Consider the following 16154-nt stretch of genomic DNA (forward strand, 5'->3'; position numbering starts at 1 on the left):
GTTTTCCACAGGAGCGTTCGGCATTGCCTGGCATGTGGATAACCCGCCGGCCGAAGGATACAATGGCCGGTCATGCATCAACGGGTATGGTGAGGTCGAGTGTCTCTAGCTCTCTGGCAACAGTGTCTGGAATACCTGCAGGACGAGCTGAACGCCCAGCAGTTCAATACTTGGATTCGTCCGCTCCAAGCCGAGGAGGGGGACGCCAACGAGCTGCGTCTGCTGGCGCCCAATCGCTTCGTTCGCGACTGGGTTGGCGACAAGTATGCCAAGCGTATCAACGAGCTGCTCAGGGATCTGTCACCTGCCAAGCCGCCGCGTGTGGTGCTGACCGTGGGCAGCCGCCAGGCGGCGACAGTCAAGCCGCAGCCGCGCGACTTGGGGGCTCCTGTCTCGGCCAACCCCCACTCGCCCTTGGCGCCGGCGGTTCAGGTGCCACCGCGTGGCGATATCGGTGACGAGCGCGAAATTGACCAACTGCGCGAGGAGGGGGCCACGTCACGCCGCTCCGGCGCGGAACGTGAGGTGCAAGTCGAAGGCAGTTTGAAGCACAGCAGTGGCCTCAACCCCAGCTTCACCTTCGAAACCTTCGTCGAGGGCAAGTCCAACCAGTTGGCTCGGGCCGCCTCGCGACAGGTTTCCGAGAACCCCGGCGGCGCCTATAACCCGCTCTTTCTCTATGGTGGCGTCGGCCTGGGCAAGACTCACCTGATGCACGCCGTGGGCAACGCCCTGGCGGCTCGGCGCGAGAACGCTCGTGTCGTCTACCTGCATTCCGAGCGCTTCGTGGCGGACATGGTCAAGGCGTTGCAGCTCAACGCCATCAACGACTTCAAGCGCTTCTACCGCAGTGTCGATGCGCTGCTGATCGACGACATCCAGTTCTTTGCCGGCAAGGAGCGCTCCCAGGAGGAGTTCTTCCATACTTTCAATGCCCTGCTCGAGGGTGGCCAGCAGATGATCCTCACCTCGGACCGCTACCCCAAGGAGATCAGCGGTGTCGAGGAGCGTCTCAAGTCGCGCTTCGGCTGGGGGCTGACCGTGGCCATCGAACCGCCCGAACTGGAAACCCGGGTCGCCATCCTGATGAAGAAGGCGGACCAGGCCAAGGTGGATCTGCCGCACGATGCCGCCTTCTTCATTGCCCAGAAGATCCGCTCCAACGTGCGCGAACTCGAAGGGGCGCTGAAGAAAGTCATCGCCGACTCCCACTTCATGGGCAAGCCGATCACCCAGGACTTCATCCGCGAGTCGCTGAAGGACCTGCTGGCGCTGCAGGACAAGCAGGTGGGCGTCGACAATATCCAGCGCACCGTTGCTGAGTACTACAAGATCAAGCTGGCCGACCTGCTCTCCAAGCGGCGCTCGCGCTCGGTGGCACGGCCACGGCAGGTGGCCATGGCACTGGCCAAGGAATTGACCAACCATAGCCTGCCGGAAATCGGCGATGCCTTCGGCGGGCGTGATCACACCACGGTGCTGCATGCCTGTCGCAAGGTTCAGGCGCTGCAAGAAGAAAGTGCCGATATCCGTGAGGATTACAAGAACCTGCTGCGACTGCTGACCAGCTGACGCATGCTCACCGGGACGCCAGACCCAACGCCCGACATCCATCTACAGGACGAGACGTGGAGCCGACATGAGATTTTCCATTACCCGAGAAGCGCTGCTCCGGCCGCTGGCACTGGTGGCTGGCGTGGTGGAGCGGCGCCAGACCCTGCCGGTGCTGTCCAACGTGCTGATCCAGGTCGATCAGGATCAGGTGGCCCTGACCGGCACCGACCTCGAAGTCGAACTGATCGGTCGCACGGCCGCCTCTCAGGTCGAGGTGCCAGGTGCCGTCACCGTGCCTGCCCGCAAGCTGATGGACATCTGTAAATCGCTGCCCGACCAGGCCGAACTTCAGTTCAGTTTGGAGGAAGGGCGTGCCGTGCTGCGTAGCGGTCGTTCCCGCTTCACTCTGTCGACCCTGCCGGTTGCCGAGTTCCCCAATATCGAGGACAGCGCTGGCGATGTCGAACTCAGCCTGCCGCGTGGAACGCTCAAGCACCTGATCGACTCCACCTCCTTTGCCATGGCCCAGCAGGACGTGCGCTATTACCTCAACGGTATGCTGCTCGAGCTGCGTTCCAACCTGGTGCGCACCGTTGCGACCGACGGCCATCGCCTCGCCGTCTGCTCGCGCCCTGCCGAGATCCAGGTCGAGCCGGCACGCAAGCTCATCGTGCCACGCAAGGGCGTGCTCGAGCTGGTGCGTCTGCTCGACGATAGCGACGAGCCGGTGACGCTGACGCTGAGTGCCAGCCACGTACGTGCCCATACCGGCGATTTCACCTTCACCTCGAAGCTGGTCGACGGAAAATTCCCCGACTACGAGCGCGTGGTGCCGCGTGGTGGCGACAAGGTATTCATCGCTGATCGCACCGAGCTGCGCCAGGTGCTCTCACGGACCTCTATTCTCTCCAACGAGAAGTATCGTGGCGTTCGGCTGCACCTTCAGGAGGGTAACCTTCAGGTCATGGCCAACAACCCCGAGCAGGAAGAGGCCGAGGAGAACGTGGCGGTCGAGTATGGCGGGGAGGCCCTCGAGATAGGCTTTAATGTCGGCTATCTCATTGATGTGCTTAATGTTATTGGCGAGGATCGGGTGCAGATGACGCTTGCCGATTCGAACAGCAGCGCCTTGATGGAAGAGCCCGGCGGGGGCGATGCCCTGTATGTCGTCATGCCCATGCGTCTCTGAAGTATCCGGGGACCTCATTTCTCACCGTGCCCGGCTGTCGTGCGATACAGTCGGGCTCGGTCGTACGTTGCATAGTGCTTCATGCTGATCGATCGCCTCGCTTTTACCGGCCTGAGGAACCTCGAGGCGCTCGACCTGACGCCGAGCCCTGGCATCAACCTGGTCGTGGGGCCCAACGGCAGCGGCAAGACCAGCCTCCTCGAGGGGCTACACATCCTCGGTATGGGACGCTCCTTCCGCACCCGGCAGCTGAAACACGTCATTTCCCACGAGGCCCCGGAGATGACGCTTTTTGCCCGCTTGGCCGGGGAAACTCCCATGCCTATCGGCATACGTCGGTCACGCGAGGCGGCCGAGCTTGAGATGCGCATGGGTGGTGAACGAGTACCGCGCCTGGCGCAACTGATCGAGGCATTGCCGCTGCAACTGGTCAACCCCGATGCCTTTCGGCTGCTCGAGGGGACACCTGCCGGCCGGCGCGAATTTCTCGATTGGGGAGTGTTTCACGTGAAACACGGCTTCTACGATGCCTGGCGGCGCGCCAAACGTGCGCTGAAGCATCGGAATGCACTCCTCAGACATGATAGAATAGACGCCAATAGCATGGCCGCCTGGGAGCAGGAGCTGGCCCAATGGGGCGAGCGAATCGATGCCCTGCGGCTGGAATGGATGGCCCATTTCGTTCCCGTCTTCGAGGAAACGCTGAGCAGGTTGATTGAGCTGCCTGCGCTGAGCTTGCGTTACTCCCGAGGCTGGGACAAGCAGCGTTCACTGCTCGACGTACTCGAGCAGGGGCGCATGACGGATCGCCAGATGGGATTTACCCAGAACGGTCCGCAGCGCGCCGACCTGCGAATTCGGCTGGGTCGACGCCCTGCCATCGAGGTGCTTTCCCGGGGCCAGCAAAAGCTCGTGGTAAGCGCGCTCAAGCTAGCGCAAGGAAGACTGCTGGAACGGATGACCGGCCGCAGCTGTCTTTATCTGGTCGATGACCTGCCGGCCGAACTCGACGCTAAGCATCGGCGTGTTTTTTGCCGGCTGCTGGAATCGATGCGTTGCCAGGCTTTCATCACAAGTGTCGAACACGATGCCCTGGTGGGCCCCTGGGAGTCCCACATGCCAGTCGCGATGTTTCACGTGAAACAGTCGCCAGCTGGAACCGGGCAGCTAGTGCCCCAGGCACAGATAGATTTCATGACGGAGTAGTCAATGAGCGAGCAGGCTTACGACTCATCGAGCATCAAGGTTCTCAAGGGACTGGATGCCGTGCGCAAGCGTCCCGGCATGTATATCGGCGATACCGATGACGGGACAGGCCTTCACCACATGGTGTTCGAGCTGGTGGACAACTCCATCGATGAAGCCTTGGCGGGATACTGCAGCGAAATCCGCGTCATCATTCACCCGGACGAGTCCATCACCGTCAGTGACAACGGTCGCGGCGTGCCTACCGACATCCACGAGGAAGAGGGCGTGTCGGCGGCGGAAGTCATCATGACGGTGCTGCACGCCGGCGGTAAGTTCGACGACAACTCCTACAAGGTGTCGGGCGGACTGCATGGCGTCGGTGTGTCAGTGGTCAACGCACTTTCCGAGGAGCTCAAGCTGACGATCTGGCGGGCCGGACAGGTTCATGAGCAGGTCTACCACCACGGCGTGCCCCAGGCACCGCTCAGCGTAGTCGGCAAGACGGAAAAGACCGGCACTCGGGTACATTTCAAACCCTCTGCCAATACCTTCGCCAATATCGAGTTCCACTACGATATCCTGGCCAAGCGGCTGCGCGAACTCTCGTTTCTCAACTCCGGCGTGGCGATTCGTCTTGTCGACGAGCGTAGCGGCAAGGAGGAACTGTTTCACTACGAGGGCGGGCTCAGGGCTTTCGTCAACCACCTCAACAGCAACAAGACCGTGCTCAACCCTGTGTTTCACTTCGAAGCCGAGCGTGAGGATGGTGTGGTCGTCGAAGTGGCGATGCAGTGGAGCGACTCGTTCTCCGAGAATATCTTCTGTTATACCAACAACATACCGCAGCGTGACGGCGGTACCCACCTGGCAGGCTTCCGTGCGGCGCTGACCCGCACCTTGAACGGCTACATCGAATCCGAAGGGCTGCTGAAGAAGTCCAAGGTGGCCACGTCGGGTGACGATGCCCGCGAGGGCCTGACGGCGATTATCTCGGTCAAGGTGCCGGATCCCAAGTTCTCCTCGCAGACCAAGGACAAGCTGGTCTCTTCCGAGGTCAAGACCGCGGTAGAACAAGAGATGGGTCGCTTGTTCTCGGACTATCTGATCGAGAATCCCAACGACGCCAAGTCGATCGTCAACAAGATGCTCGACGCGGCCCGTGCGCGTGAGGCGGCGCGCAAGGCGCGCGACATGACGCGCCGCAAGGGAGCGCTGGACATCGCTGGCCTGCCCGGAAAGTTGGCTGACTGTCAGGAGAAGGACCCGAGCCTCTCCGAGCTGTTCCTGGTCGAGGGTGATTCGGCCGGAGGTAGCGCCAAGCAGGGCCGTGACCGTCGTACCCAGGCAATCCTGCCGCTAAAGGGCAAGATCCTCAACGTCGAGAAGGCTCGCTTCGACAAGATGCTGTCGTCCGCCGAGGTGGGAACGCTGATCACGGCGCTGGGCTGTGGCATTGGCCGCGAGGAGTTCAATCCCGACAAGCTGCGTTATCACTCGATTATCATCATGACCGATGCGGACGTCGACGGTTCTCACATCCGCACGCTGTTGCTGACCTTCTTCTTCCGCCAGATGTCGCAGCTGATCGAACGTGGGCACGTGTTCATTGCCCAGCCGCCGCTCTACAAGATCAAGCGTGGCAAGCAGGAGACCTACCTCAAGGACGAACAGGCACTGATCGACTACCTGACGACCACGGCAATGGACGGCGCCAGGCTCTACGTCAATCCGGATGCTCCGCCCGTCACCGGCGCACAGCTCGAGGCGCTGGTGGGGCAGTACCGCGATGTGATGAAGCGCATCGACCGACTCTCGCGGGTGTATCCCAACGAAGTCCTGCGCAAGGTCGTGCATGCGGCACGCCTCGAGGGTGAAGCGAGCCTGAAGGATCGCGTCACCATGCAGAACTGGATCGCCTATCTGCAGGAGCAGATGGACGCCTTGGTCGCTTACGAGGGCGGACCTCGCTATACCTTCCGCCTGGAGGAGGACAGCGAGCGCGAACTCTTCCTGCCGGCAGTGACGCTCACGGCACATGGCGTCAGCTCCGACTACGTCTGGGGGATCGACTTCTTCACCAGCGCCGACTACCGCGCCATGGCTGCGCTGGGAGAAACGCTGGAAGGCTTGCTTGAGGAGGGTGCCTACATCGCCCGCGGCGAGCGCAAGAAGAACGTCACCACTTTCTACCAGGCTCTCGAGTGGCTGATGGCCGAAGCACAGCGGGGGCTTTCGGTGCAGCGCTACAAGGGGCTGGGCGAGATGAACCCGGACCAGCTGTGGGAAACCACTATGGATCCCGAGACTCGCCGCCTGCTACGGGTTTCGATCGAGGACGCGGTGGCCGCCGACATGATGTTCAACACGCTGATGGGCGACGAGGTCGAGCCGCGCCGCGCCTTCATCGAGAGCAATGCGCTGGTAGCCAACCTGGACGTCTGAGTCGCTGCGGTGTTTCACGTGAAACACCGCGTCAAAAGAAAGGGCCAGTTCAATTGAACTGGCCCTTTCTTTTTGCTGCACGAGGTCTGCTGCGAAACAGCCAGCCCGGCCACGCAATCAATCGCTCAGCGACTCCCGAGCAACCAGTCGACGAAGCCGGCCAGGTCGTCGAAGATCAACGCACCCTCCAGGCCCACTCCCTTGGCTTCGGTCTTGTTCCCCTTGCCGGTTCTGACCAGTACCGGGCGGCAGCCCATGGGCTCGCCGGCCTGAAGGTCGCGCAGGCTATCGCCTACCATCCAGCTGCCCGCGAGGCTCTGCAGTCCCAAGGCGGCACGAATTTCCTCAAGCAAGCCTGGTAGAGGCTTGCGACATGAGCAGCCGTCATCGGGTCCATGCGGGCAGTAAGCAATATATGCAATCTTTCCTCCTGCATCGCCAACCAGTCTTTCGAGCTCGGCATGCATCGTTTCCAGCGTTGCTTCATCGTAGTAGCCGCGGGAAATGCCGGACTGGTTGGTGGCAACGGCCACCGTCCAGCCGGCACGCGCCAGGCGTGCAATGGCTTCGATCGAGGAGGGGTAGGGGATCCACTCGTCCAGTGACTTGATGTAGGCGTCGGAGTCTCGATTGATGACGCCGTCCCTGTCGAGGATGACGAGCCTGGAGGCATCGGGCATGTTGCGTACCAAAAGCTAAGGGGTTGGAGAAGAAGGAGGAAGTGTTTCACGTGAAACACGTCATGCCAAGTCATTGGCACAGTGCATCGGGAGCAGGACATCGGAAGCGCTGTCTTCTGGCGATGATGCGTTCCACGTGAAACGTCATGAGTGGCAATAAAAAACCGGCCGGGCAAATGCCTCGGCCGGTGGGTACCCAAGCGCTTTACTGCTGCAGCAGGGCGATATCGGCAACTTCGAGGAACAGGCCTTGGAGCTGGGCCAGCAATGCCAGGCGGTTGCGACGAATGGCATCGTCGTCGGCCATGACCATGACATCATCGAAGAAGCCATCCACCGGAGCGCGCAGTCCTGCAAGAATGTCCAGCGCTTCGCGATAGCGTCCCTCGGCGAACAGTGGCATGACGCGCTCGCGGCTCGACGAGACGGCATCGAACAGGGTCCGCTCGGCGGCTTCCTGCAGCTGGCTGGCATCGATCTGGCTGCCGACCTCATCGGCCTGCTTGGCCAGGATGTTGGAGACCCGCTTGTTGGCGGCTGCCAGTGCAGCGGCTTCCTCGCGCTGAGTGAAGGCATGCACGGCTCGCAGACGGCGTGAGAAGTCCAGCGGCTTGGTTACCGGGCGGGCCCGCACCGCCAGGTAGACCTCGGCGGGGATGCCTTCGTCCTGTCCCCAGGCGCGGAAGCGATCAAGCATGTAGCTGAGCACTTCCTCGACCAGGTTCTCCGCATAGGGCAGCTCCTGATGCTGCGCGGCGGCCAGTTCGAGCAGCTCGCGCAGGTCGAGGTCGAGCTCGCCCTTGATCATGATGTTGAGCACACCGATGGCGGCACGACGCAGGGCGAACGGGTCCTTGGTGCCGCTGGGCCGCTGGCCGATACCGAAGATGCCCGTCAGGGTGTCCAGACGGTCGGCGAGCGCCAAGGCCTGACCGGTAGGGCTAACCGGGATCTCATCGGCAGCGAAGCGCGGCAGGTACTGCTCCTCAAGGGCCTGGGCCACTTCGGCGGGCTCGCCGTCATGGGTGGCGTAGTAACGTCCCATGATGCCCTGCAGTTCGGGGAACTCGAGCACCATCTCGGTGACGAGATCGCACTTGGCGAGTTCGGCGGCACGGCGAGCCTTGGCCACATCGCCGCCGATACGTCCGGCAATAAAGGCGGCCACGGCGGCGCTGCGGTGCGCCTTGTCGGCCAGGGTGCCGAGCTGCTGTTGGAACACCACGTTGGCCAGGCCACCGATGCGCGCGGCCAACGGCTGCTTGCGGTCGGTATCGAAGAAAAAGGCAGCGTCGGCCAGGCGCGGACGAATGACTTTCTCGTTACCCTCGATGACCCGTTGGGGGTCCTGGCTGTCAATGTTCGAGATGGTAATGAACTGTGGCTTGAGCCGACCCTGCTCGTCGAGCAGGTGGAAGTACTTCTGGTTGGCCTTCATCGAGGAGATGAGACACTCCGAAGGCACCTCGAGGAAGCGCTCATCGAAGCTGCCGGTGAGTGCCACCGGCCATTCGACCAGACCGCTCACCTCCGTGAGCAATGCCTCGTCGATGACGGCCTGGGCCTCCTGTACCTCCGCTTCGGCCAGCACTTGTTCGCGAATACGCTCACGGCGCAGCTCGCGGTCGGCCAAGACCCAGGCCTGCTCGAGAGCGCCGAGATAGTCGTCGGCGTGAGCCAGATCGAGGGGCTCGGGGGCGTGGAAACGATGGCCGCGAGTGGTGCGACCGGCCTTGAGTCCCAGTGCTTCGGCCTCGACCACCTCGCTGCCGTAGAGCATCACCAGCCAGTGCACCGGTCGCGAGAACTCGACTCGGGAGGCGCCCCAGCGCATGTTCTTGGGCACCGGTAGGGCAGAGATCGCCTTGCCGACAATGGCGGGGAGCAGCGCAGTGGTGGCTTCGCCACGCTGCTGCTCGCGATAGCCGAGCCAGGTGCCCTTGTCGGTTTCCAGGTGGATCAGGTCGGCCACTTCGACGCCACAAGAGCGGGCAAAGCCTTCGGCGGCCTTGGTCGGCTGGCCATCCTTGTAGGCGGCGGCGAGGGCCGGCCCGCGGCGCTCCACTTCGCGGTCCGGCTGCTTGTCGGCCAGCTCGGTGACCTGTACTGCCAGGCGGCGCGGGGTGGCATAGGCGCGGATGTCGCTGAAGGCAACTTCGGCATCGTCCAGGCCACGGCGAATGCCCTCGGCCAACGCGTCCGAGAGCGCGTCAATGGCGCTTGGCGGCAGTTCCTCGACGCCTAGTTCAATCAAGAAAGTGTTGGCGGCCATTACGCATCTCCCTGTTCGGCGGTCTTGTCCTGGGCCAGCAGTTCCTGGCGCAGGGCTTCGGGGGCCAGCGGGAAGCCGGCTGCCTTGCGTGAGGCGTAGTAGGCATGGGCCACGTCACGGGCCATGGTGCGCACGCGCAGAATGAAGCGCTGACGTTCGGTCACCGAGATGGCGTGGCGCGCATCGAGCAGGTTGAAGGTGTGTGACGCCTTGAGCACCTGCTCGTAAGCCGGCAGTGGCAGGCCGGCTTCGAGCAGCTTGGCGCACTCACGCTCCTGATGATCGAAGGCGTCGAACAGGGTGGGCACGTCGGCGTGCTCGAAGTTGTACGCTGACTGTTCACGCTCGTTCTGCAGATAGACGTCGCCGTAGGTGACCTTGGTGCCGTCCGGGGCGGTGGTCCATACCAGGTCGTAAACGCTGTCGACGTTCTGCAGGTACATGGCGATGCGTTCGAGACCGTAGGTGAGCTCGCCGGTGACCGGGTAACACTCCAGGCCGCCGGCCTGCTGGAAATAGGTGAACTGCGTCACCTCCATGCCGTTGAGCCACACCTCCCAGCCCAGGCCCCAGGCGCCCAGGGTCGGCGACTCCCAGTTGTCCTCGACGAAGCGAATGTCATGCACCAGCGGGTCGATGCCCAGCCGTACCAGCGAGCCGAGAAAGCGCTCCTGCAGGTCGGCCGGGGAGGGCTTCATGACGACCTGGAACTGATAGTAGTGCTGCAGACGGTTGGGGTTTTCGCCGTAGCGGCCATCGGTGGGGCGACGGGAGGGCTGCACGTAGGCGGCATTCCAGGTTTCCGGGCCGATGGAGCGCAGGAAAGTGGCTGGGTGAAAGGTGCCGGCCCCGACCTCCATGTCCAGAGGTTGGAGCACCACGCAGCCTTGTTCGGCCCAGTACTGTTGCAGGGCGAGTATCAGGCCCTGGAAAGTGGTCGCGTCTGGCGTCGACCCTGGAGCCGAGGTCGACGAAGGTGTCGAGAGCGTCTGCGACGGGTTTGACGAGGGAGTCATTGCGGAAGCACCGTTGGCCATGAATTCACAGGGCGTCAAGTATACAATCACAGGCACATCGGTTATAGGCGCAACGGTTGCGCCTCAGCGAGGTTCACAATGATCGTAGTGACAGGTGGCGCCGGCTTCATCGGCTCGAATCTGGTCAAGGCACTCAACGAGCGCGGGCGGGATGACGTGCTGGTCGTCGATGACCTGCGCGACGGCACCAAGTTCGTCAACCTGGTGGACTGCACCCTGGGCGACTATCTCGACAAGGACGACTTCCGTGCGCGAATCGAGGCAGCGCTGCGCGGCGAGCCTTCCCGCTTGCCGCCGATCGAAGCGATCTTCCACGAAGGTGCCTGCTCGGACACCACCGAGTGGGACGGTCGCTTCATGCTCGACAACAACTTCGAGTACTCCAAGGTGCTGCTCCACTACTGCCAGCAGCAGGGCATTCCCTTCCTCTATGCTTCCTCGGCGGCAACCTACGGCGGCAGCCAGGTGTTCCGCGAGGAGCCTGAGTACGAAAAGCCGTTGAACGTTTACGGCTACTCCAAGCTGTTGTTCGACCAGCACGTGCGTCAACACTGGGACGAGTTTTCCAGCCAGGTGGTGGGTTTCCGCTACTTCAACGTCTACGGCCCGCGCGAGCAGCACAAGGGCAAGATGTCGAGCGTCGCCTACCACAACCACACCCAGGTCAGGGCAGGCCAGGACCTCCGGCTGTTCGGTGCCTGGGACGGCTATGAGGCAGGCATGCAGAGTCGCGACTTCGTCTATGTGGGCGACGTGGTGGACGTCAACCTGTGGTTCCTCGACAACCCCGGCAAATCGGGCATCTTCAACCTCGGCTCCGGCCGGGCCGAGCCGTTCAAGGCCATCGGCGAGGCGGTCATCGATTTCTACGGCCGCGGTCGCATCGAGTACATCGACTTTCCCGAGGAGCTCAAGGGGCGCTACCAGAGTTATACCCGGGCGGACATCTCGCGCCTGCGCGAGGCGGGCTACGCGCGCGAGTTCCGCACCGTTGCCGAAGGCGTGAAGGCGTATCTCGAGTGGCTGAACGGGGCGCAGGGATGAGGCAGGCGGCAACGCCGACATCTCGCATTCTGGTCGTCGGCCCTTCCTGGGTCGGCGACATGGTCATGGCGCAGAGCCTGTTCAAGAGCCTGAAACAGCGCCAGCCCGAGTGTCGCATCGGTGTCGTGGCGCCAGGTTGGTCGCAGCCAATCCTCGAACGCATGGAGGAGGTCGACGAGGTGTCGACCCTCGATGTCGGTCACGGTGAGTTTGGCTGGGGAACCCGGCGCGCCCTGGCGCGACAGCTGCGGGGGCGCTTCGACAGGGCCATCGTGTTGCCGCGCTCGTGGAAGTCGGCACTGGTGCCGTTCCTGGCCCGTATACCCCGACGTACGGGGTTCACCGGCGAGCAGCGCTATGGCGTGATCAACGATCGGCGCGAACTCGACAAGACGGTGCTGGACCAGACCGTCAAGCGCTTCGTGGCGCTGGGCCTGGCGGCGGAAGAGGTGCGAGGTGGAGAGTTTGCCATTCCCCGCCCGCAGCTGAGGGTCGATGCCGACAACCTGATAGAGCTGCGCATCCGCCTGGGACTGACTTCTCGTCCGGCCATCGGCATGATGCCCGGCGCCGAATACGGCCCGGCCAAGCAGTGGCCGCTAGGGCATTTTCGCGAGCTGGCCGAGCGCCTGGTGGCCGAAGGTTTCGAAATACGCGTGCTGGGCGGACCCAAGGATGTCGCTGCCGGGGAGACGATTGCCGAAGGGCTGCCTCAGGTGCATAACCTGTGCGGCCAGACGCGCCTGGCCGATGCGGTCGACCTGCTGGCCGACTGCCAGCAGGTGGTAACCAACGACTCCGGCCTGATGCACGTGGCCGCCGCGGTGGGCACTCGCGTCCATGCGCTCTACGGCTCGTCCTCGCCGGGCTATACACCGCCGTTGACCGACAGCGCCGTGATTCACTATCTAGGCCTGGATTGTTCGCCCTGCTTCGAACGTCACTGCCCGCTGGGACATACCAACTGCCTGGTGCAGCTCTCGCCCCAGCGCGTGCTGGCCGCCGTACTGGCCGCTTCTCCAGCGGCATTCACGCGCGGCTGAGTCGGCGACCTACTGTACCGTGGCGGGCTCCTCGCCAGTGGCATCCTCGGGTGTTTCCACGACCTGTTCCTGGGGCTCCGGCTCGGGATCCTGGCGCGGCGGCGCCAGCCCTCCCAGAGACGCTCCTGCAACGCGATCTCCTCACGCATGCGGGCGTTGAAGAACTCCTTGCCGTGCTCCTCGAGTAGGGTCGGCTCGTCGGAGAGCAGCGAAACCCCAAGGCCGGCGCGATGCCAGTCGATGGTGAAGCCCATTGCCTCGAGAATGGTGGGGAACGCATCGACCATGGCGGCTTCGCGCTGCTGGCGCCCCTGGGGGATGCCGGGGCCCAGCAGGATGAAGGTGTTGTCGCGCTCGCCCTGGATAAGCTGTTCCCAGGCCGAGACCCGCATGGTCAGGTGATCGCTGGCGATGACCACCACGGTATTGTCGAGCAGGCCTTCGGCGCTGGCCCGCTCGAGGAAGTCCCGCGCCAGCCAGGCCGAGCACTCCACCGAGTAGAGGATGTCGGTGCCGTCGAATTCGCCCTGGCGGTCGAGGCAGGCCTGAGCGGGATAGCCGTGAGGGGCGTGCCCCGCGATCGTCAGGCTGACCAGGCCCCAGGGGCCGTTCCCGGCGTTGAGGCGACGCAATTCCTCCAGGCTGAACTCGTAGAGTGAATCATCGTAGAGCCCCCAGTTGTTGACGTACTCGGGGTCGTCGAGCAAAGGCTGCAGCTCTTCGCGACCGAGTACGGTATCGAAACCGTGCCCCTGATAGAACAGTCCCTTGCCGGCAAAATTGACGCTTGCTCCGCCCATGTAGGTGAGCCGGTAGCCCTGCTCCGACAGCAGGTCGCCGAGGCAGTCGACGCCGGGTACCACTTTCTCCAGCGGCGAAAACTGCCGGTCATGCAGCAGCCCGGCCGGCATCAGTGGAGTGCCGCACTGGCTGGCGATCATTCCCGCCATGGTCCAGCCGGTGTTGTCGACCTGACGGATACCCTCTATGACCAGGCCATGCTCGCCGATGGCATCCAGGTCGGCATAGGCCTCGCCGAATCGCTCGCGATCGGCGTAGGTACGCTCGATGCTCTCCAGGTACATCAACAGCAGGTTGGGCGGCTCCCTGGGCGTCTCGAGCAGTATCGGCTCGACGTACTGGCGTTCGAGCCAGGCCCCGGGCTTGGTAACGATGGCGGCGCCACGCTGGCCCACGCCATACAGCAGGGGATTGCTTGCTAGCAGCACCAGGGCGAGCAGTGGCTCGCCGCGGCGCCAACGATGATCGTGGCGCACCAGCCAGGTGAAGGAAGCCAGCAGGGCGGCCATCGACAGCGTATAGAAAAACGCTGCCCCGATTCGGCTGACGCCGCCATGATCCGCCATGCCGGCCTGCAGGTGGAAGAACACGGCACTCAGATCGACGATGCCGAAGCTCTCGGCGAGATAGAGGTAGAGCCCCCACAGTGCGATGGGCAGCAGTGCCCAAGGCCACCGGCGTGATGAGGAGGCATACGATGCCGAGCCTGGCGCTCCCCAGTGAAAGACGATGCCCAGTCCTATCCAGGCCAGCGCCAGGAAGGGCAGTCCCCACTGGGGCACCCGGGTGAGCACGATGATGGCATAGCCAAGACACAGCCCGATGACCAGCAGCGACAGCCAGCGTGGGCGGGCCAGCTCGAGAAGTGTGGACGGAAACGTCATGTGGCGGATTCTTCCATTGAATTCGACTCCCAGCTTACAAGCCGCTCCCGACTTGTACCACGAATCGTCAGATCGATGGGCAACCCGCCGGTTTGCCGCTCTCATGGCTGCAACAGTACACTGGCCAGCCGCGAACCGACGAGGAGTGGCCGATGAGCCTGGCTGCCGTACTGATCGTCAAGAACGAGGCCCACCACCTGCGCGCCTGCCTGGAAACGCTACGCTGGGCCGACGAGATCGTGGTGCTGGATGCCGGTAGCGTCGATACGACCTGTGACATTGCCCGCGAGTTCACTGGCAAGGTGATGGTGAATGCCGACTGGCAGGGCTTCGGTGTGCAGCGTCAGCGTGCCGAGGCCATGGTCGAGAGCGACTGGATCCTGATGGTCGATGCCGACGAGCGGGTGACGCCCGAGCTGCGCGACAGCATCCAGGCCGCCGTGGCCCGGGGCGAGCCGGCGATTCACACGCTGCCGCGCCTCTCCTGGTGCTTCGGCGATTTCATTCGCCACTCCGGCTGGTATCCCGACCGAGTAGCGCGCCTCTACCCCCGGGGCAAGGCGGGCTACGATAACGCCCTGGTCCACGAAAAACTGCAGAACCCGGACGGGTTACCGGTCAAGGCGCTCGAGGGTGACTTGTTGCACTATACCTATCGCGACCTGCGCCATTACCTTGAGAAATCGGCCCACTACGCCCAGGCCTGGGCCGAGCAGCGCGCCGCGCGTGGCAAGCAGGGCAGTCTCTCGGCCGGGCTCGTACACGGCCTGGGCTGTTTCCTGCGCATGTACCTGCTGCGTGCGGGCTTCCTCGATGGTCGCCAGGGCTTGTTGCTGGCGTTGCTTTCGGCACACTCCACCTTCGCCAAGTATGCCGACCTATGGATCAGGACTCGGACGTCGCCGCCACCCGACGATGCACCAGGGCACTGATCCCGGCAGCGGCGGCCTCGAGATCGATGGCTGCCATGTCGCTTTCGCCGGCCTCTTGGGGAGGGCTGAAGGCGAGTCGGCGCGACTCGTCGTTGCAGGTCTGCCAGCGCAGCGCCGTGGCCGAACGCCGTGCCGGGTAGAAGCCCGCCGTGGGAAGGTTCAGGCAGCCGGCGATATGCAGCGGTCCCGTGGAGCCGGCAATGAACAGGTCGGCGGCGGTAAGCGCCAGAGCGAAGTCGGCGAGGCCTTGGCGCGGCGGCAGCACTACGGCTTGGAGTCCCCTGGCGCCGAGCGAGTCGCATAGTTCCCGCGCGATCGGCTCCTCCCCGGGGCCGGCCGTGAGCAGCCACTGCGGGTGGAGGTCCTGGTCGGCAAGGCGCGAATCGACGGCCATTGCCAGCTCGGCGTACTGGGTCGGGGTCAGATTGACCGCCGAGCCGCCGCTGCCGGCATGCAGAAACAGCCAGGGAGCGCGCGTATCGAGGGCCAGCTCGGCGGCGATCGACTCGCGCCGGGCGGTTGCCGTGCCGGGAGGCAGCGGCCAGAAAGGTGGGGTTGGGCGGGGAGCTGGGGTGCGTCCTGCGGCTTTGAGCAGGGCCTCGGCGAGCTCGATATTGTACAGGTACTCCGGCTTGGCCGAGCGCGACCTGCGCTGGACGATACGATGATTGTAGAATAGCTGCGCCCACTTGGTGGCGGGCGCCACGCGGCGTGGAATGCCGGCGCGCCAGCCCAGCCAGCCGACGCGTGGGGTGGAGAACAGCGTCAGCATGGCCGTGAAGCGCTCGTCGCGGAGCCGGTCCAGCAGCTTGCGCTGTGCCGCCTTCCCGGCGCCGTCACCGGGGTCGATGATGGTCGCGTCGATCCACGGGCACTGCTGGGCCAGCGGTGCCGTGTAGGCCGGCACCAGGGCGCTGATCTTCGCCTCCGGGGCGGCGGCCTTGAGGCAGGCGAGCGCCGGCCAGGCGAGCATGAAATCGCCGAGTTTGTCGTTGCGCACCACCAGGATGTGCGGCGGCTGATCCGTTGCGTGGCGACCGGCCACGCTGGAAGAAGACGTCATCTGGGCTCCCGAGCCCCGGTTGACC

At 63.7% G+C, this 16154-nt stretch carries 12 protein-coding genes; 7 read left to right on the forward strand and 5 right to left on the reverse strand.

Going from position 1 to position 16154, the window contains the following annotated elements:
• The first annotated feature begins 99 nt into the window (after positions 1 to 99).
• From dnaA to gyrB, 4 genes are all read left to right on the forward strand, one after another.
• Positions 100 to 1572, forward strand: coding sequence for a chromosomal replication initiator protein DnaA (gene dnaA, locus EKK97_RS00005; RefSeq protein WP_159547782.1), 1473 nt, complete (start codon positions 100 to 102; stop codon positions 1570 to 1572).
• 67 nt (positions 1573 to 1639) lie between these two features.
• The gene (gene dnaN / locus EKK97_RS00010) at positions 1640 to 2743 is read left to right on the forward strand and encodes a DNA polymerase III subunit beta (protein ID WP_159547784.1); all 1104 of its coding nucleotides are present in this window, start codon (positions 1640 to 1642) and stop codon (positions 2741 to 2743) included.
• 81 nt (positions 2744 to 2824) lie between these two features.
• On the forward strand, positions 2825 to 3949 hold the full coding sequence (recF, locus tag EKK97_RS00015; RefSeq protein WP_159547786.1) for a DNA replication/repair protein RecF: 1125 nt from the start codon (positions 2825 to 2827) through the stop codon (positions 3947 to 3949).
• 3 nt (positions 3950 to 3952) lie between these two features.
• Positions 3953 to 6373, forward strand: coding sequence for a DNA topoisomerase (ATP-hydrolyzing) subunit B (gene gyrB / locus EKK97_RS00020; protein WP_159547788.1), 2421 nt, complete (start codon positions 3953 to 3955; stop codon positions 6371 to 6373).
• A 125-nt stretch (positions 6374 to 6498) separates the two neighbouring features.
• Here gyrB and gmhB read toward each other — a convergent pair whose 3' ends face one another.
• From gmhB to glyQ, 3 genes are all read right to left on the reverse strand, one after another.
• Positions 6499 to 7053 (reverse strand): D-glycero-beta-D-manno-heptose 1,7-bisphosphate 7-phosphatase, encoded by a 555-nt coding sequence (gmhB, locus tag EKK97_RS00025; protein WP_159547790.1) that lies wholly within the window; start codon positions 7051 to 7053, stop codon positions 6499 to 6501.
• Between the two features lie 205 nt (positions 7054 to 7258).
• The gene (gene glyS / locus EKK97_RS00030; RefSeq protein ID WP_159547792.1) at positions 7259 to 9325 is read right to left on the reverse strand and encodes a glycine--tRNA ligase subunit beta; all 2067 of its coding nucleotides are present in this window, start codon (positions 9323 to 9325) and stop codon (positions 7259 to 7261) included.
• Positions 9325 to 10341: a glycine--tRNA ligase subunit alpha gene (gene glyQ, locus EKK97_RS00035; protein ID WP_234287068.1), complete on the reverse strand. Its 1017-nt coding sequence runs from the start codon at positions 10339 to 10341 to the stop codon at positions 9325 to 9327. Before glyQ ends, glyS begins: the two co-directional genes overlap by 1 nt.
• A gap of 99 nt (positions 10342 to 10440) precedes the next feature.
• On the opposite strand from glyQ, the gene rfaD reads away from it, so the two are divergent.
• Positions 10441 to 11406 (forward strand): ADP-glyceromanno-heptose 6-epimerase, encoded by a 966-nt coding sequence (rfaD, locus tag EKK97_RS00040; RefSeq protein WP_159547794.1) that lies wholly within the window; start codon positions 10441 to 10443, stop codon positions 11404 to 11406.
• On the forward strand, positions 11403 to 12449 hold the full coding sequence (gene waaF, locus EKK97_RS00045; protein ID WP_159547796.1) for a lipopolysaccharide heptosyltransferase II: 1047 nt from the start codon (positions 11403 to 11405) through the stop codon (positions 12447 to 12449). The genes rfaD and waaF overlap by 4 nt, the downstream gene beginning before the upstream one ends.
• On the opposite strand, the gene EKK97_RS00050 is transcribed toward waaF, so the two are convergent.
• Positions 12347 to 14134, reverse strand: a complete 1788-nt coding sequence (locus EKK97_RS00050) for a sulfatase-like hydrolase/transferase (RefSeq protein WP_340162908.1) — start codon at positions 14132 to 14134, stop codon at positions 12347 to 12349. The two genes, waaF and EKK97_RS00050, sit on opposite strands and share 103 nt — an antisense overlap.
• 152 nt (positions 14135 to 14286) lie before the next feature.
• On the opposite strand from EKK97_RS00050, the gene EKK97_RS00055 reads away from it, so the two are divergent.
• A complete protein-coding gene (locus EKK97_RS00055) occupies positions 14287 to 15066 on the forward strand; it encodes a glycosyltransferase family 2 protein (RefSeq protein ID WP_159547798.1) in 780 nt (259 codons plus the stop codon).
• Here EKK97_RS00055 and EKK97_RS00060 read toward each other — a convergent pair.
• Positions 15020 to 16129: a glycosyltransferase family 9 protein gene (locus EKK97_RS00060; RefSeq protein WP_159547800.1), complete on the reverse strand. Its 1110-nt coding sequence runs from the start codon at positions 16127 to 16129 to the stop codon at positions 15020 to 15022. The genes EKK97_RS00055 and EKK97_RS00060 overlap by 47 nt on opposite strands.
• Positions 16130 to 16154: the final 25 nt, after the last annotated feature.

Source organism: Billgrantia tianxiuensis, from assembly GCF_009834345.1.
Classification (GTDB): Bacteria; Pseudomonadota; Gammaproteobacteria; order Pseudomonadales; family Halomonadaceae; genus Halomonas; species Halomonas tianxiuensis.